The sequence below is a fragment of the Cognatundibacterium rugosum genome (assembly GCF_014284365.1).
GTDB classification, from domain to species: domain Bacteria; phylum Pseudomonadota; class Gammaproteobacteria; order Burkholderiales; family Burkholderiaceae_D; genus Undibacterium; species Undibacterium rugosum.
In genome coordinates this window covers 12,309-30,267 of sequence record NZ_JACOGG010000026.1, presented here as the reverse complement: position 1 = coordinate 30,267, position 17,959 = coordinate 12,309, and the positions used below count along the sequence as shown (strand labels likewise).

Genomic DNA, 17,959 nt, shown 5'->3' with positions numbered 1-17,959 from the left:
GATTTCAACGAGTTTGGTGCCCAGGCCATTGGCCAGTGCGTACACCAATACCGCGTGAAATGCCACTACCAGCCCTATGCCCAGGAACTTCTTACCCGGCTCTTGCTGGCGATCTGAAAAATCCATTAGTACTCCTCCAAAACCACAAGGTCAACTATCTGACACAAGTCAAAACTTCTTACACAAAAAAAGATTATAAGTGCTTCAGCCAGCTTCTAAATCGAAAGCTACAAAAACCACTTAACAACTTACTGGCAGCGAGGAATTCAAAATTAAACACAATGCCAAAAACCAATCAGCACATAAAATTTTGTTCACTGTATCACTCTCTCACAAAACCTCGCAAAGTTCCCCTGTCCGCCACAAAAAATGGGCACGGAAGCAGCAATAGCCCTCCTCCGCATCTGATAGGAAACTATGTGTATAGAATTGAGCAAGCAACGTGCCAGGGGATGAAAATCAGGCAGCACGTGTAAGCAAGTGTAAATAAGCTTACAACTTACCCGCATTTTGTAAATTAATGCTGCAAAATTTTCAGACCGCGCATAGAAACATTTCTGCACCGCACCTGTCAATAGACTAATCGCTCAGTTTCCCGAAAAAACAACAGCGCGCATTTTGCCAAAAAAAAACTGGAAAAGGAAACGCATATTTTTGTGCTCTGCAGCAATTTTTTGGTGCAAAAACAATCCCCCCAGAAACCTTAAGTCATAAATTCGTCAAAACAGCACCGGTACTGAATAAAATTTCATTCCAGTCACATCACGGGCCCTCAAACTCGCAAAAATTGTGCAAATCAAAAACACTTGTTTTACGCATGACAGCAATTCTTTTTGTAAATCAGGATACTTTCCGCATTTCCACCACACTTAAAGTAAACGCCTTGCACTCATTTTGTGCAGCTTTCTTACTTGCCCATGCTTTTTTTATTCTATCCATCACAAAGAACTTGCTATAAGGTGACGACGCTTGGGTTTCAACCCTACCCAAAGCAGGGAAACAGTCACAAAAATACGATGCCGTGCCTGATGCGCCCGCATCCCCCTGTATTTGCTTTAACGTATTTGCCGGAGACCAGTGCATGGAACTGACCTACTTTCGCCAGAAATTAATCCACCCACTACAACGCGGCGCCAGCGCTGCCCTGCTCTGCTGTTTTATCTTGCCTTCCGTTTCGCTGGCAGACAATAGCAAAGCGAGCTTTGGCGATCCGGAAAAAGTACTAAGAACCATCTTCCCTGTTGCCGAAACCGGCTTCGATCCCGCAGCAGCCAGAGATTTATATTCCAATGCAATTATTGAAGCGGTATTCGAACGCCTGTATAGCTATGACTATATGGCGAGTCCAGCCAAAATTATTCCGGAAGCTGCCGACGGCTTACCGCAGATTTCTGAGGATGGAAAAAACTACACCATACGCATCAAGAAAGGCATCTTCTTTACCCCCGATCCTGCGTTCGGAGGCAAAAAGCGAGAATTAACGGTACAAGATTTTGTCTATTCCTGGATGCGACTAATGGACCCCAAAATCGCCTCTTCTCACCGCTGGCTGTTAGAAGGAAAAATTCTGGGTTTGGATGAGCTGCACGCGCAGGCTAAAAAAAGCGGCAACTTTAACTACGATGCACGGATAGCGGGACTGGAGATGCCGGATCGCTATACCCTGCGCATCCACCTGACGCGGCCCGATTTTAATTTACCCATGATTTTGTCGTATACAGCAAGCTCTGCTGTTGCACGTGAAGTAGTGGAAAAATACCGCGACCTCCAAGGCCAGGTAATGGCGAATCCAGTCGGCACCGGACCGTTCAAACTGGTGGAATGGGTACGCGGTTCTAAGATGATATTAGATGCCAATCCTGACTATCGGCCGGTGTACTGGGATTTTGCAGCGAATCAGTCACCTGAAGATCAAGGTATCGCGAAAGCCATGCAGGGTAAGCGTCTACCCCAGATAGGCCGCGTGATCGTCAATGTGATACTGGAAGATCAGTCACGCCTGCTGGCCTTCCAAAAGGATGAAGCCGATTTATTCCAACTGTATGGCGGACTTGCGCCGCAAGTATTAAAGGATGGAAAACTCAAACCGGAATTTCAGAAAAAAGGCGTGCAGTTATCACGCATCATCGATCCCGAACTCGCGATTTACTATTGGAATATGCAAGACCCGGTGTTTGGCGGACTTAGCAAAGAAAAAATTGCACTGCGTCGTGCGATTGCGATGGCCCACAAAGTCGAAGATGAAATCCGTATCGTCGATAATGGTGAGGCAATCCCGCTGCAATTCCCGATTCCACCCGGCGTGGTCGGTCATGATCCGCAATACCGCAGCATGATTCAATACAATCCGGCTGCCGCTAATGCCTTACTGGATAAATTTGGCTACAAAAAAGGGAAAGACGGTTACCGTACCCTGCCCGATGGCAAACCACTGGAAATTGTGCATACCGCACAAACTGAATCACGCGGACATTCGCAAGCTGAAGTCTGGAAAAAAACCTATGACAGCATAGGTATACGCATGAAAGCGGATTTCCGTCCATTTGCCGAAATCCTCAAAGCCGAAAAACAATGTCAGCTAACCCAAAGGATCTCGCCCTGGATGGCTGATTATCCGGATGGTGATAATTTCATGCAGCTGTTTTACGGCAAAAACATCCATCTGAATAATAATGGCTGCGTCGCGATTCCTGAATACGATGCCCTGTATGAACAGTCGCAAAAACTACCTGCCGGCCCTGAGCGTGATCGCCTGTATCACAAGATGGCTCGCATCATGGAAGTGTATTCTGCCCAACGCATAGGCTTTGCGCGGTATCGCAATATGCTGGCTCAGGACAGAGTCATCGGTTACCGCAAACATCCGGTGATGCATACAGAATGGCTATATATCGATATCGACAAAAATAAAGCCCCTGCTTCACCATGATGCAGGGCTGACCGGCTCCGTTTTTTGTACAAGTACCCCACTTTGGAACAAATATGATCGCTTATATTGTGCGCAGACTGTGGCAAATGCTACCCACTTTACTGGGTGTCATCCTGCTGGTTTTTTTCCTGTTTAACTGGGTAGGCGGTGATCCGGCCTATATCCTGGCTGGCAAAATGTCGAGTCAGGAGCAGATCGCCAATATCCGCACCCAGCTTGGCATCGATCAGCCTTATTATGTGCAACTGTGGATATTCATCAAGCAAATCCTGACATTCAATTTTGGATATAGCTGGAGTACCGGCGAAGCCGTTTCCTCGATTATAGGCAGCCGCCTGGGACCCTCGCTGACGGTACTGATCCCGCTGACTATTATAGAAACCCTGATCGCGATTGCGCTGGCCCTGGTGATCGCATTCCGGCGCGGCTCGCTGACTGACCGCGCGGTGATGATCGCCTGTACCGTTGGCATGTCGGTCAGTATTCTGGTCTACATCATCGTCGGTCAATATGTATTTGCCTACCAGCTCAGCCTGTTTCCGGTACAGGGCTGGGGCAATAGCTTCGCTGAAAATTTGTTGCGCTATTCCGCCCTGCCTATCCTGATTGCGCTGGCCGTCGGTGTCGCACCGAATCTGCGTCTGTTCCGCACCTTTATTCTGGATGAAGTCAATCAGGACTATGTACGTACTGCGCGTGCCAAAGGCCTGTCTGAAGCCAGAGTCAAATGGGTGCACGTCTTACGCAATGCAGCGATCCCTATCATCACCCATGTAATGTCGAATTTGCCTGCCCTGTTAATCGGTGCGTTTCTGATCGAAAGATTTTTTTCCATACCGGGCATAGGACGCGAAGTCATCCTGGCGGTGGAACGCAGCGACTTCCCTGTGATTAAAGCGATCACGGTGTATGTGGCCGCTGCCACCATGGCGTTTAATCTCCTGGCTGACCTGATGTATCAGGCAGTCGATCCACGTGTTCAATTGAAATGAATCAGCTCATGATGAATCAAGTCAACTCACCCGGACTGTGGGCGCTGGCATGGCGCCGCCTGAAAGCCGACTCAGTCGCCATGATCTCGCTCGGCGTCGTCAGCCTGTTTATGCTGTTACTAATGCTGTCTTACAGCGGACTGATTGCGGCTGACTGGGACACTGAGGCCGGTGTCAGCTATGCGCCACCGGGCTTTCTGCACACAGCGAATCAGCAGCTCACCCAGCCACCCGGTGAGCAACTTAGCAAGCCGGAAGCCACCCCAGTAGTCGCCGACAATCCGCTGGATCCACTGCGCGATGTGATACGCGAGTTGAACCAGGCTCAGAGCAATAAAGACGCGGCAGCGACGACCAGTCAGCCAGAGAATAAAGACAGTAGCGAAGTGGTCGACCCTATCGCTCAGGAGCTGGCGGAGATTCAGGCTGAACTGGCAAAAAAACAGCAGGTACAACATCTGGAGCGTGCCGACAGCCTGCCTTTCGGCGCTGACAAATGGGGCCACGACATCATCAAAAAAACCATCAAAGGCGCGGAAACGTCGATTTTAGTTGGCATTGTTGCCGCCTTGCTCGCGACGCTGCTCGGCACACTGTTCGGTGCCACCGCCGGTTACTTCGGCGGACGGGTCGATGATTTTTTTAACTGGTTCTACAGCATTTTCACGTCTATCCCTTATTTGCTGTTGATACTATCCGTCGCTGCCGTGTTACAGCAAAAAGGCGTGGGCACCATCATCCTGATCCTGGCACTGACTGGCTGGACCGGCCCTTTCCGCCTGATACGCGCCGAATACATGAAGCATAAGGCCAGAGAATATGTGTGGGCGGCTGATGCAATCGGCGCCTCCCATCTGCGCAAGATGTTTATTCATATTTTCCCGAATATCAGCCATGTGGCGCTGGTTCAGGTCTCGATACTGGTGGTGGGATTTATCAAGTCGGAAGTGATCCTGAGTTTCCTTGGCTTTGGGGTACCGGTAGGCACCGTATCCTGGGGCAGTATGCTCAATGAAGCGCAAAATGAACTGATACTTGGCAAATGGTGGCAACTGACTGCAGCCACTGTGGCCATGGCCCTGCTGGTCACTGCATTCTCATTATTCACCGATGCGCTGCGCGACGCGCTCGATCCGAAACTGAAATAAGGACAGATCATGACGACAATTTCATCTTCGGTCACGGACACCAGCACTGCGCCACTGCTGCAAATCGACAATCTGCGCGTGTCTTTCCGCGTCAATAAAAAGGACAGCGTAGAGACCGTCAAAGGAATCTCGTTTCAGATTCCACACAATGCAACGGTCGCGCTGGTCGGTGAATCCGGCAGCGGCAAATCAGTCAGCTCACTCGCGATTATGGGTTTGCTGCCAGCAGATACCTCGTCCATCGCCAATGACAGCCGCATCCTGTTTGCAGGCAAAAATTTACTGGAACTGGATCGTGAGCAGCGCCGCCAATTGTGCGGCAAAGAGATATCCATGATCTTCCAGGAGCCGATGACTTCGCTCAATCCGGTGTTCACCGTAGGCTTCCAGATTGCGGAAGTGCTGCGCCTGCATAAGGGCATGGACGCCGCACAGGCCAGACTGCGCACGCTGGCCTTGCTGGAAGAAGTCGGCATACCGGATCCGGCGCGCAAAATTGATGCCTACCCAAGCCAGTTGTCTGGCGGTCAGCAACAACGTGTGATGATTGCGATGGCGATCGCCTGCGAACCAAAATTATTGATTGCCGATGAACCGACCACTGCACTGGATGTCACGATACAAAAGCAGATTATCGACCTGATCAATACACTGCGTATCAAGCATCAGATGTCGGTGCTGTTCATTACGCATGACCTCGCATTGGTGGGTGAAATTGCGGATCACGTGATCGTGATGCGGCATGGCGAAATCCGCGAAACCGGTACAGTACGTCAAATTTTTGACGCGCCTCAGGATAGCTATACACAGGCGCTGCTGCATTGCCGCCCTAGCCTGGACACGCGCCCGTGGCGGCTGCCAGTGATTGCCGATTTCATGCAGCATGCAGGCCATTTACCGCAGCAAAAAGAACGCAGCCGTGGTCTGGACGGGCAGGAAGACATCGTGCTGGACGTGCGCAATCTGAGTAAAAGTTTTTATACGCGGGAAGGCTTATTTGGTAAAAAAGAGTTCAAGGCGATTGATCAGGTCAGCTTCCGGCTCGCACGCGGCAAAACGCTGGGAGTCGTTGGCGAATCCGGCTCAGGCAAAACCACGGTAGGTCTGACGCTGATGCGCATCCATCAGGCCAGCAGCGGTCAGGCCTTGTTTGATGGCGAGGATATTCTGGCGCTGTCCAACAAAGCCTTCCTGCCCTATAAGCGACGCATACAAATCATTTTCCAGAATCCGTATGCCTCGCTCAATCCGCGTTTTACCATCGGCCAGATCCTGATGGAGCCCATGCACATCCATCAGATCGGTGCCAATGAACAAGAGCGCATACGACTGGCCTGCCAGTTGCTGGATAAAGTGGGATTGCCACAGACTGCGTTCTACCGCTATCCGCACGAGTTTTCCGGCGGTCAGCGGCAAAGAATAGCGATTGCACGCTGCCTGAGTATGAAGCCGGAAGTGCTGATCTGTGATGAATCGGTATCGGCACTCGATGTGTCGGTGCAAGCACAAGTGCTGAACCTGTTGCAGGATTTGCAGGATGAATTTGGTCTGTCCTACATCTTTATCTCGCATGATCTGGCCGTGGTGAAATACATCGCCGATCAGGTCATGGTGATGCATCATGGTAAAGTCGTTGAGCTGGCGAATTCGGATACCTTGTATCAGGCTCCGCAACAAGCCTATACCCGCAGCCTGCTGAATGCGATTCCACGCGGCTTACAGCCATTGGAGCAACAGGCATAGCCTTCGTTACAGTAAAGGCACGGTGCGGTATCTCAACCGGACATAAACAGACGACCGTGCCTTTTTTACCCAGGCTAAGCCGGATAGCGCGCAGCACAAACAGAAAATTTGCCCGAATCCCGCTTAGCACTTACAATTCCGACCTGTTGCCGCGGCGCGGCCTTTTCCGCCACCGCATTTCAGTTCCCTGAAAAGGGCGGCTGAGCAAATCATGAATAACACCATCCCAGTATTCATGCGGCTTTTCAGGCATTTTCATGCGCTAAGCCGCATCAATACTGGGATACAATCTGGAGTCAACATGGCATTTCTGCAAGGCAAAAAAATTCTGATCACCGGTTTGCTGTCTAACCGTTCCATCGCTTACGGTATTGCACAAGCCTGCAAACGTGAAGGTGCGGAACTGGCGTTCACCTATGTCGGTGAGCGTTTCAAAGACAGAATTACAGACTTCGCTGCAGAATTTGACAGCAAGCTGGTATTCGATTGCGACGTCGCCAGCGATGAACAAATCGACGCAGTATTCAAAGATCTGGGCCAGCACTGGGATCAGCTCGATGGTCTGGTCCACGCGATTGGCTTTGCACCACGTGAAGCGATTGCCGGTGAATTCCTTGATGGTTTCTCACGTGAAGCCTTCCGCATTGCGCACGACATTTCTGCTTACAGCTTCCCGGCAATGGCAAAAGCTGCATTACCTATGCTGCGTCAGGATTCTGCTTTGCTGACCTTGTCTTATCTGGGCGCTATCCGTGCTATCCCGCACTACAACACCATGGGTATGGCGAAAGCGGCACTGGAAGCATCGGTCCGTTATCTGGCCGAAGATCTGGGCAAAAAAGGCATTCGCGTCAATGGTATTTCCGCAGGTCCGATCAAAACTCTGGCCGCTTCCGGCATTAAAGATTTCGGCAAACTGCTGGGCTTCGTTGCGGATCATGCACCACTGCGCCGTAACGTGACGATCGAAGACGTGGGCAATACCGCAGCCTTCCTGCTGTCCAATCTGGCGAACGGTATCACCGGCGAAATCACCTACGTTGATGGTGGCTTCTCGCACGTGATGGGCCTGAACGCTGACACTTACGATCGCTGATACAGCGCCATCGCATACAGTCAGTCTGTCTGATAAAAAAGCTGCAGTAAACACTGCAGCTTTTTTTATGTCGCCATGAACTTGCAGATTGATCTGCACTGGCTAAGCAAAAATCAGAGGACTGAATGCCTTGGTCGAAATGGTGATGTGTGCGCCTGTTTGTAGTTGCGCAACTTCACTTGCGGATGCCATGATTTCTATGATGTCTTGCCCGACCAGCAGCGAGACAATAAAAATTACTTCTTCCTGACGAATCGCCAGTACCTGCGCGCGCAGTTGCAACTGGCCCTGCATTTTTTGCCGCAAAAACACCTCAGCCGGAATACCGTAACGCTGAATGCGGCCACGCTCCAGCACGAATACTGTCTGTGCGAGTTTGAAAATTTCTCCCAGATCGTGACTGACCAACAGCGTGGTCAAACCCAACTCGGCATGCAGGCTGGCGAGACTATCCTGCAACTGTGCGCGCAGACTGACATCGAGCGCGGACAAAGGCTCATCCAGCAATAACAAACGCGCCGGACTACCGATCACACGCGCCAGCGCACGTGCCAGTGCGACTCTTTGCTTTTGCCCACCCGATAAACTGCCGGGCAAACGCTGACTCAAGGCCGTCAACTCATTCAGCGCCAGCAAACGCTGCAAACTGTCTTGCTGATCGTGTGCTAAGGCGTAGCCGACGTTCTGTGCCACGGTCAGATTCGGGAACAGCGCGTAGTCCTGAAACACCATGCCCACCGCGCGCTGCTGCGGCTGGCGACACACTGACCGCGCGGTATCGAGCCAGACTTCACCATTCACCACGATACGGCCAGACTGCGGCACAGACAGGCCTGCCAGCATACGCAGCAAGGTGGTTTTACCTGCACCGGAACTGCCAGACAACGCGCAGAAATCCTGATTCGGAATAGACAAATCCAGCTCCAGCCATTCTGGTCCGCTGGCGGTTTGCATGGGATGACGCAGACTGATTTCTATCATGCGCCCCCCTGCCCGCGCGCGTGACGCCGGTTGACGATATACACCGTCAACAGGATAGAAAAACTCATCACCAGTAACACTGCCGCATAAGCATGGGCCGAGGCATAATTCAGGCTTTCGACTTCATCATAAATCGCTATCGAAGCGACTTTGGAAACACCAGGGATATTCCCGCCTATCATCAGCACCACACCGAATTCGCCGACGGTATGCGCGAAACTCAAGACGATGCCGCTTAATAAAGCCGGACGGATATTCGGCAATAAAATGCGCAGCAAGGTGTACCAGTCAGGCTTACCCAGCGTGCGTGACGCTTCCAGCAATGATGGCGGCAAATTTTGTAAAGCAGACTGCACAGGTTGCACCATAAACGGCAAACTGAAAATCACAGAACCAATGAGTAAACCGGCAAAACTGAACACCAGTTTCAGATGCAGATACTGCTCCAGCCAGGCGCCGAATGCATGCTGAGGACTGAACGCGAGCAGCAAATAAAAGCCGAGTACCGACGGCGGCAACACCAGCGGCATACTGACCAGAGTTTCCCACAACGGCTTCAAACGGCTTTGTGAAAATGCGATGCGATAAGCGATGGGAATACCGCACAGTATCAGCAGCAGCGTAGTGGCCGTTGCCAGTTTCAGGGTTAGCCATAAAGGCTGCCAGTCGACGCCGCTCATGCTGGCTCCTGCGCGGCGGCGCCGTGCTGAATTTGCGACTGAATTTGGGAGTCAACTTGCGGCACCATACTCATTTCATTCGACTTCACCAGCGCTTCGAGCTGATCGCCGATGACCAGTTGCATCGACGTTGCAGAGCGCGTGGTAATTAAGGATTCTATGCAAGTGTCAGGCACATCCTGCAGCGCCAGCCTGACCCGTGTCAGCAAACGTCCCTGCTCCAGTGCGACTACCTGGCCAGGCATACGGTTACGCAGGCTGATCTGACCGCTAAGTTGTCTGGCTAACGCGACTTCTGATTCTTTGAACAGCATCGTCACAGGCTGCCCGGCACACCATGTAGTTGCCGGATGCGCAGCCCCCAACACCATCGCAGTCAGGGTCAATGTGCAATGTTCACCGACCGCGACATCGGCGATACTGACGCTGCCATGGGTGTCTATCGCCAGCAAGCGGCCGCTGAGCTGATTCATGGCAGGATGTAGCCGTAACGCGCAAAGATGGCACGCGCTTTGGCGGAATAGATAAAGTCATAGAATTGCTGCGACACAGCCGCATGCTGCTCTTTACCATGCTTCAAAATAACAGCGCCCTGTGCAATCGGCTGATATACATCGCGCGGTAATTCCAGCCACTTGCCCTGCCCCTTCATTTCTGGTGACAGCACCACCGATTTGGCCGTAAATCCGAGGTCAGCAACCCCCGAGTGGATGTATTGATTGGTCTGCGCTATGCTCTCGGCAAATACCAGCCTGGGCTGCAAAGACTGCTCCAGCTGATACGCACTCAACACGCGCATGGCTTCACGTCCATACGGTGCCGTCTTAGGATTTGCCATGGCGATCTTGCTGACCCTGGCCTGCTGCAAAGCAGCTTGCCACTGCTGTAAATCCAGGTCTTTCATGGTCCATAGCACCAGCGCGCCATAGGCATACACTTTCGGTGCCTGCATGGCGTAACCATCTTTATGCAGCTTCTCAGGAAATTCCATATCCGCCGATAAGAACACATCAAACGGTGCACCATTGCTGATTTGCGCCACGAACTTACCAGAGGAATTGAAACTGGCCTGCAACTCATGACCGGTATCTTGTTTGAACGTGGCTTTCAAATCATCAAACACAAACTGCACATTGGCAGCGACCGCGACAGAGAGCGTTTCGGCCTGCACGGCCACTGAAAAAAACAGAGCGCAGCACAAACTGCTGCGCATCAGGCTGCGGAAAAATTTCATCTTCTTCATCCTAAAATTCATATTCTGCGACACAGAGTTCAGTACAATGCGGCAAATAGTTTTTGCATCAAGGTCTGTGATCGTAAGTGTTCCATGCAAGACGGTGCGGCACCGTCGACCCGGCGTGACTAACGCTGACATGGCAGACATACTAACAGTCCAGGTCACTTTGCTCAATTTGCCAGCCTCATCCTGCTTGATTTTCCTGAACTGACATGCGCTTATCCTTACGTTCATTGCTACACCACGGCATACGCAACTGTGTCCGCATCTGCATAGGTAGCGCAGCACTCAGCCTGAGCGGACTCAGCTTTGCTGCCACAGCGGGCAATTGCACGTCATGGCCAGCCTGGGAGCATTTCCGTCAGCAATTCATCACTAAAGATGGCCGCGTGGTGGACCATAGCGGCAGCATCAAACCGACGGTATCTGAAGGACAGGCCTATGCCATGTTTTTTGCGATGGCGGCTAATGATCAGACCAGTTTCAAACAACTGCTGCACTGGACCGGCAATAATCTGGCCGGAGGAGATCTGACGGTAAGGCTACCCGCCTGGCAATGGGGGCAACGTGCCGATCAAAGCTGGGGCGTGATCGATCATAATTCAGCTTCTGACGCGGATGTGTGGATGGCTTACTCTCTGCTACTGGCTGGCGATATCTGGGGCAACGCATCTTACTCAGCCCTCGGCAGCCTGCTGGCACAACGCGTACTACGGGAAGAGAGTCTGGATTTGCCCGGTTTGGGCTTCAGCCTACTGCCGGCACCGCATGGTTTTGATCTCGGTGAAAAACGCTGGAAACTCAATCCCAGTTATGTGCCTTTGCAATTGCTGCGCTGGCTGGCGATCAAAGAGCACGATCTACGCTGGCAACAGATGGCGCAAGCCTCATTCCGTTTGCTGATCCAGTCTGCACCTAAGGGGTTCAGTCCGGACTGGATCATTTACCAGACTACCCCCAGCGGCCGCGCCAGCTTCTCACCTGACCTGAACGGCGCGGAAAAAGGCGATGGTGGCTACAACGCGATCCGGGTATATTTGTGGGCCGGTATGCTGCATGCACAGGACCCGGAACGCTCACGCCTGCTGCGGCACTTTGCCCCGATGGCAGCCTTGACTGAACAACTGGGCTATCCGCCTGAGTTCGTCAACATCCAGACCGGAGAAGCGAAAAATCCCGGTTCCACCGGATTTTCTGCCGCACTGTTGCCCTTCCTGAGCAGCGGCCAACACAGCAAAGCCTTGCAGCAGCAAACTTTGCGCATACAAGCGAATGGCATACGGCCAGATGCCTATTATGATCAGGTATTGGCCCTGTTCGGACTCGGTTGGCAGGAAAAGCGTTTTGCCTTTTTGCCAGATGGCCGCGCCGAATTTGCATGGCAAGCTGCAGCCTGCCATTAAGGACTGCCACTTGATTTTAGCCGGGATAGCATAACTGCATGCATTTCGCCTGCAAACTCGGCCTTTCTATGCGATTTACAAAAAAAACTGCGGAATCTTACAAAATCATGTATGATTTCGTTTTTGCACTGCAATATATCGATTCACAAAGCGAATCTTTTAGCGCAGTGAGAAACTGAGTAGCATCGCAAGCCTGTGCCCATAGCCTTATGGTGCACGTAAAAGCCCTCCCGCCCTGCATGTCTGGTAACTAGATAGACATCATCCCGGCGCAAAGCTTTTGTGCCGAAATTTCATTGTCGTCCGTTTTTGGATTTTCTGTGTTCATTTCGTTTGCTTGACGCTGCATTTTTGCGCGCATAGGTTTTGTGGCGCGCTCCATTTTTACGAAAGAATTTCATGAGTTTTGAAGCACTTGGCCTCCACGTTAACATCATCCGCGCCCTGACTGATTCTGGCTACACTAAGCCTACGCCAGTTCAGGAACAGGCTATTCCTGCCGCGATTGAAGGACGTGATCTGATGGTCTCGTCCCAAACTGGCTCCGGTAAAACCGCAGCCTTTATGCTGCCAGCATTACACAAACTGGCTACTGCTGAAGTCGTTACTTATACCAACGGTAAAACACCGAACCAGGAACGTCAGGCTGCACGCTCACGCGGCGACCGCCCACGTTTCGTCGCTGCAAAACCAAAAATGCTGGTGCTGACACCAACACGCGAACTGGCATTGCAAGTCACTACCGCGACTGACAAATACAGCGCATACACACGCCGCCTGAAAGCCGTTTCTATTCTGGGTGGTATGCCTTACCCAAAACAGATGCAACTGCTGTCGCGCAATCCGGAAATTCTGGTCGCAACCCCAGGTCGCCTGATCGACCATATGGAATCTGGCAAAATCGATTTCTCTGAATTGCAAATGCTGGTACTGGACGAAGCTGACCGCATGCTGGACATGGGCTTCATCGACGATATCGAAAAAATCGTCGCTGCGACGCCACCTACCCGTCAAACCATGCTGTTCTCCGCAACACTGGATGGCGTAGTCGGCAACATGGCAAAACGTATCACGACTGAACCTCTGGTCATTCAGATTGCAGGCTCTGCCAGCAAGCATGAAAACATCCAGCAAAAAGTGCATTTCGTCGATGATCTGTCCCACAAAAACCGCATGCTGGATTACCTGCTGCGTGACGTTTCCGTGGATCAGGCCGTGGTGTTTACCGCGACTAAACGTGATGCAGACAGCATCGCGGATCGCCTGAACATCGCTGGCTTTGCCGCTGCAGCCCTGCATGGTGACATGCATCAGGGCGCACGTAACCGCACACTGGACGCGCTGCGCCGTGGCCAGGTGCGTGTTCTGGTAGCGACTGACGTTGCAGCACGTGGTATTGACGTACCAGGCATCACGCACGTCTTCAACTACGACCTGCCAAAATTCCCGGAAGACTACGTCCACCGTATCGGCCGTACTGGTCGTGCTGGCCGTAAAGGTATCGCGGTCTCGCTGGTAAATCATGCTGAAGGCATGCATGTCAAACGTATCGAACGCTTCACTAAGCAATTGATACCCGTTGATGTGATCGAAGGTTACGAGCCTAAGAAATCGCCAGCCCCAACGCGCTCAGCTGCACGCAAGCCTAGCGGCTGGAAACCAGGTGATACCCGCAAATCTGGCAATAATTTCGGCAACAGCCGTCCAGGCGGTCAGCGTTCTTTCAGTAAGCCAGCTGGCCCACGTAAAGAAGGCAGCGGTGGCGGCAATGGCGGTGGTTATCGCGGCAACCGTTCCAGCGAAGGTGGCGCACGTCGCTCTTTTGGCGAATAAGTCTAGCTGATCTGAGTATCTGATCTAAGCACCACATACCATATGGTGCAGATCAAATAAGCACTATCAAAAAAAAGCGATCCCATCCGGGGTCGCTTTTTTTATACTCTGCAGCTCAGCGTATAATCAAAGCCTTGACTAACGCATACAGCACGCAACCATGAGCCCAACTTCCGATCAACCCGTCCGCCTGACCTCGTTCTCCCACGGAGGTGGCTGCGGCTGCAAAATCGCACCCGGCGTCCTGTCCGAAATCCTGAAAAAATCCACTGGCTTTCCGGTTCCGCCGCAATTATTAGTCGGCATAGAAACCTCAGATGATGCTGCCGTCTATCAGCTCAATGAACATCAGGCGCTGATTGCGACCACAGATTTTTTCATGCCTATCGTAGATGACGCATTTGATTTTGGCCGTATTGCCGCGACCAATGCAATTTCCGATATTTACGCCATGGGTGGCACCCCCATCATGGCACTGGCACTGGTCGGTATGCCGGTTAATCAGATTCCACTCGACGTCATCGGCGAAGTGATACGCGGTGGCGAATCTATCTGCGCCGAAGCGGGCATCCCCATTGCTGGTGGCCACACCATTGACTCCGTTGAGCCGATTTATGGTCTGGTAGTGATGGGACTGATCCATCCGTCCAAGGTCAAACGCAATGCCGGTGCGCGCGCAGGCGACCAGCTGATACTGGGCAAACCGCTGGGTGTAGGCATTCTGTCGGCCGCACTGAAAAAACAGGCGCTGGATCAGGATGGCTATGCCAGCATGATCGCCAGCACGACCCAGCTGAATCGCCCGGGACAAACACTGTCGGAACTGGACGGTGTGCATGCGATGACGGATGTGACTGGCTTTGGTTTATTAGGTCATTTACTGGAAGTCTGTCGCGGTTCTTCCCTGGCGGCACATCTGCGCATGAATGACATCCCGCTATTGAGCGGCGTGGACACATTGGCGGCAGCCGGCATGATTACCGGCGCCTCAGGCCGCAACTGGGCGGCCTACGGACATGAAGTGCGCCTGTCAGCACAACTGAGCGCAGCACAACAAGCCCTGTTGACCGACCCGCAGACTTCGGGCGGTTTGCTGATTGCCTGTGACCCCGCCGTCACAGAGCAGGTTTTATCTGTTTTCCGCAGCAGCGGATTTTTGCATGCTGCTGTGATTGGTGATATGGTGCGTGGCTCACCTATCGTTGAAGTTAACCCCTGATCTTTGAAACTGTACTAACCATGAATCAATTAGAACAACTGAAACAGTACACTACCGTGGTTGCCGATACCGGCGATTTCCAGGCGATCAAAGCCTATACGCCACGCGATGCGACCACCAATCCCTCGCTGATACTGAAGGCAGTTCAAAAACCGGAATACCGCCATTTGCTGGAAAAAGCCGTAGCCGAAACAGCGGGTCAGTCGATTGATGCCACGATAGATCATTTGCTGATTTCTTTTGGCTTGCAAATCCTGAATGAAATCCCGGGTCGCGTTTCAACGGAAACCGACGCACGCCTGTCGTTTGACACCGCAGCGACCGTCGCTAAAGGCCGCCAGCTGATCGCCTTGTACGAGGCTGCCGGCGTACCGCGCGAACGCGTACTGATCAAGATCGCTTCCACCTGGGAAGGCATACGCGCTGCTGAAATACTGGAAAAAGAAGGCATACGTTGCAATATGACGCTGCTCTTCTGCCTGGCCCAGGCAGTTGCCTGCGCTGAAGCCGGTGCTCAGCTGATTTCACCTTTCGTGGGCCGTATTTATGACTGGTTTAAAGCTAAAACCGGTCAGGAAATCTTTGGTGCTGAAGATCCCGGTGTCTTGTCAGTCAAATCCATCTACACCTATTACCGCAAGTTTGGCTACAAGACGGAAGTCATGGGAGCGAGCTTCCGTAATACCTCGCAGATTCTGGAGCTGGCTGGTTGTGATTTACTGACGATCAGCCCTGACCTGCTGCAAAAGCTGGCGGATTCCAATAATGCGGTGACTGCGAAGCTGAGTGCGGAGCTGGCAGCACAAGCTGATATCAGTAAAATCGAAGTCAGCGAAAGCGCTTTCCGCTTCCAGCTCAATGAAGACGCGATGGCGACAGAAAAACTCGCGGAAGGCATACGTGCCTTCTGTGCAGATACAGTCAAGCTGGAGCAAATGATCGCCGCAATGCGCTGAGGCCGGAGCAGACTGAACCGAACTCACAGGGCGCTGATGCGCCCTGTTTTTATACACAACTCCCTCAATCACCAAGCATACACAGCAAGGAAAAATGAAGACCCTGATCGATATCAGCAGCTGGAAACGGCGCGAACATTTTGCGTTTTTCTCGGGCCTGCATGAACCTTTTCATGGCATCGTGGCAGACATCCCCTGCACCCAGGCACGTCAATTCTGCCGGGACAATCAGATCTCATTTTTCCTGTTTTATCTGCATCGCTGTCTGGCAGCCATCAACCAGATACCTGAACTGCGCTATCGCGTGCAACAGGATCAGGTGGTGCTGTATCAGCAAATCCACGCCAATGCCACCATAGGCCGCGCAGATCACAGCTTTGGCTTCTGCCCTATCGACTATCAGCCTGCATTCGGTGCTTTTTGTGAACAGGCTGAGCTCAGCATGGCGCGCGTCAAAAGCAGTGAGGGATTGTGCTTTACGCAGGAATGCCAGCGCGATGATGTGATACATTTTTCTGCCATGCCCTGGATCGCCTTCAATGGCATCACGCATGCACGCCATCACGATGGTAAAGACAGCGCCCCTAAAGTTTCTGTCGGCAAATGTGTGGAAAAAAATGGGGAGCTGGTATTTCCGGTAGCGGTATTCGCCCACCACGGACTGGCGGACGCTTATCATATACATCAGTTTTTCGACGCTTTCACCGAACAACTCAGGCAACATCCCTGATACAAACTGACGACAAAAACACAACATACGTGTTTCCCCTGATCGGCAAACGGATTTTTTTATCCCACACTGGGCAGCAGGGAAGCACAGTCTTCCCACCCCCGATAACAACAAGAAAGGATAGGCCTCTATGCTAGAAAATCTGAAGTCCAGCCTCATGCAATACCGCGCTCAACGTATCGTGAAGCGCTCACCATTCAGGAATATCCTGACTGATATTCCTCCCGGTCTTTTCCTTTACTGGCAACAGACCGCGCAGCAAGAATTCCCCGGCATCCCTCAGGATGCCGTTTTTTTTGCCTCAGCGGCAGAGGGCCTGTGTCTGTTTTTTGAATGCGTCAGACGCAGCGAATACCCTTGCGCACTCCCCTCGAAAGCAGCCGACTCTGTCTGGCATGCCTGGCTGCGCTACTCCGGCATAGGTCTGGAGCAGTTCTGCGATAAACACTATGAGCGCCAGATTCCCCATCTGAATGCCAGCGAAATGTCTGCTGATCTTGAACTCGCGCTGGCCGCCACCCTGATTCAGGCCAGACGCCTTGAACGTCAGTGTGAAACCGATCCCACCCTGCCCGCGCTGTTCACACTGGATAAGCGTCTGCGTATGCCGGAAGGCTATGCTTACCACATCAGCGCAGACAAGCCAGGCTACCGCGCCATGAACCGCGATGGTGAGGCTTACGGCCCCAGCTATTATCCAGAAGCCTTACAAGCCTACGGCATGCTAACAGCCGGCATGATCAGCACCACCATGTATGAGCACTACAAACGCAAGGAAGCTGAACGACAACAGAGCAGCTACATCGACAGCGCCAGTTCCGGTAGCGCAGATAGCGGCGGCTTGAGCAGCTTTAGCAGCGACAGCAACAATGGCAGCGATTGCACTGACAGCGGCAGTACAGGAAGTAGTTGTGGCAGCAGTTGCGGTAGCAGTTGCGGTAGCAGCTGCGGCAGTAGCAGTTGAGACTCAAGCAAGGTCAGCATTCATGTATTTCAGGCTTGGTGATGCTGC

15 protein-coding genes are annotated in these 17,959 nt (G+C 52.3%); 11 read left to right on the top strand and 4 right to left on the bottom strand.

From position 1 onward, the window contains the following. Positions 1-1,081 precede the first annotated feature (1,081 nt). The 5 genes from H8K47_RS16680 (at position 1,082) to fabI (ending at position 7,908) form a co-directional block, all read left to right on the top strand. A complete protein-coding gene (locus H8K47_RS16680) occupies positions 1,082-2,929 on the top strand; it encodes an ABC transporter substrate-binding protein (RefSeq protein ID WP_186882518.1) in 1,848 nt (615 codons plus the stop codon). 53 nt (positions 2,930-2,982) lie between these two features. Beyond that, positions 2,983-3,921: an ABC transporter permease gene (locus H8K47_RS16675; RefSeq protein WP_186882517.1), complete on the top strand. Its 939-nt coding sequence runs from the start codon at positions 2,983-2,985 to the stop codon at positions 3,919-3,921. Positions 3,922-3,929: 8 nt separating this feature from the next. Beyond that, positions 3,930-5,069, top strand: a complete 1,140-nt coding sequence (locus H8K47_RS16670; RefSeq protein WP_186882516.1) for an ABC transporter permease — start codon at positions 3,930-3,932, stop codon at positions 5,067-5,069. Positions 5,070-5,078: 9 nt separating this feature from the next. Continuing rightward, positions 5,079-6,812: an ABC transporter ATP-binding protein gene (locus H8K47_RS16665; RefSeq protein WP_186882515.1), complete on the top strand. Its 1,734-nt coding sequence runs from the start codon at positions 5,079-5,081 to the stop codon at positions 6,810-6,812. Between the two features lie 301 nt (positions 6,813-7,113). Continuing rightward, on the top strand, positions 7,114-7,908 hold the full coding sequence (gene fabI / locus H8K47_RS16660) for an enoyl-ACP reductase FabI (protein WP_186882514.1): 795 nt from the start codon (positions 7,114-7,116) through the stop codon (positions 7,906-7,908). A gap of 102 nt (positions 7,909-8,010) precedes the next feature. On the opposite strand, the gene H8K47_RS16655 is transcribed toward fabI, so the two are convergent. Genes H8K47_RS16655 through modA form a run of 4 tightly spaced genes read right to left on the bottom strand, consistent with a single transcriptional unit; the run spans position 8,011 to position 10,803 of the window. Next, a complete protein-coding gene (locus H8K47_RS16655; RefSeq protein WP_186882513.1) occupies positions 8,011-8,889 on the bottom strand; it encodes an ABC transporter ATP-binding protein in 879 nt (292 codons plus the stop codon). Continuing rightward, positions 8,886-9,569 (bottom strand): molybdate ABC transporter permease subunit, encoded by a 684-nt coding sequence (gene modB, locus H8K47_RS16650; protein WP_186882512.1) that lies wholly within the window; start codon positions 9,567-9,569, stop codon positions 8,886-8,888. The genes H8K47_RS16655 and modB overlap by 4 nt, the downstream gene beginning before the upstream one ends. Next, a complete protein-coding gene (locus tag H8K47_RS16645) occupies positions 9,566-10,042 on the bottom strand; it encodes a TOBE domain-containing protein (protein ID WP_186882511.1) in 477 nt (158 codons plus the stop codon). The genes modB and H8K47_RS16645 overlap by 4 nt, the downstream gene beginning before the upstream one ends. Next, on the bottom strand, positions 10,039-10,803 hold the full coding sequence (gene modA, locus H8K47_RS16640; RefSeq protein ID WP_230410231.1) for a molybdate ABC transporter substrate-binding protein: 765 nt from the start codon (positions 10,801-10,803) through the stop codon (positions 10,039-10,041). Before modA ends, H8K47_RS16645 begins: the two co-directional genes overlap by 4 nt. A 215-nt stretch (positions 10,804-11,018) precedes the next feature. Here modA and bcsZ point away from each other — a divergent pair, with 215 nt between their 5' ends. From bcsZ to H8K47_RS16610, 6 genes are all read left to right on the top strand, one after another. Continuing rightward, positions 11,019-12,209, top strand: coding sequence for a cellulose synthase complex periplasmic endoglucanase BcsZ (gene bcsZ, locus H8K47_RS16635; RefSeq protein WP_186882510.1), 1,191 nt, complete (start codon positions 11,019-11,021; stop codon positions 12,207-12,209). Between the two features lie 399 nt (positions 12,210-12,608). Further along, the gene (locus H8K47_RS16630; RefSeq protein WP_186882509.1) at positions 12,609-14,042 is read left to right on the top strand and encodes a DEAD/DEAH box helicase; all 1,434 of its coding nucleotides are present in this window, start codon (positions 12,609-12,611) and stop codon (positions 14,040-14,042) included. Between the two features lie 160 nt (positions 14,043-14,202). Continuing rightward, on the top strand, positions 14,203-15,261 hold the full coding sequence (gene selD / locus H8K47_RS16625; protein WP_186882508.1) for a selenide, water dikinase SelD: 1,059 nt from the start codon (positions 14,203-14,205) through the stop codon (positions 15,259-15,261). 20 nt (positions 15,262-15,281) lie between these two features. Further along, a complete protein-coding gene (gene tal / locus H8K47_RS16620; protein WP_186882507.1) occupies positions 15,282-16,217 on the top strand; it encodes a transaldolase in 936 nt (311 codons plus the stop codon). Positions 16,218-16,311: 94 nt separating this feature from the next. Continuing rightward, the gene (locus tag H8K47_RS16615) at positions 16,312-16,947 is read left to right on the top strand and encodes a CatA-like O-acetyltransferase (RefSeq protein ID WP_186882506.1); all 636 of its coding nucleotides are present in this window, start codon (positions 16,312-16,314) and stop codon (positions 16,945-16,947) included. Between the two features lie 130 nt (positions 16,948-17,077). Next, positions 17,078-17,911 carry a hypothetical protein gene (locus H8K47_RS16610; protein WP_186882505.1) on the top strand — a complete coding sequence of 278 codons (834 nt, stop codon included), beginning with the start codon at positions 17,078-17,080 and terminating at the stop codon, positions 17,909-17,911. The last annotated feature ends 48 nt before the right edge of the window (positions 17,912-17,959 follow it).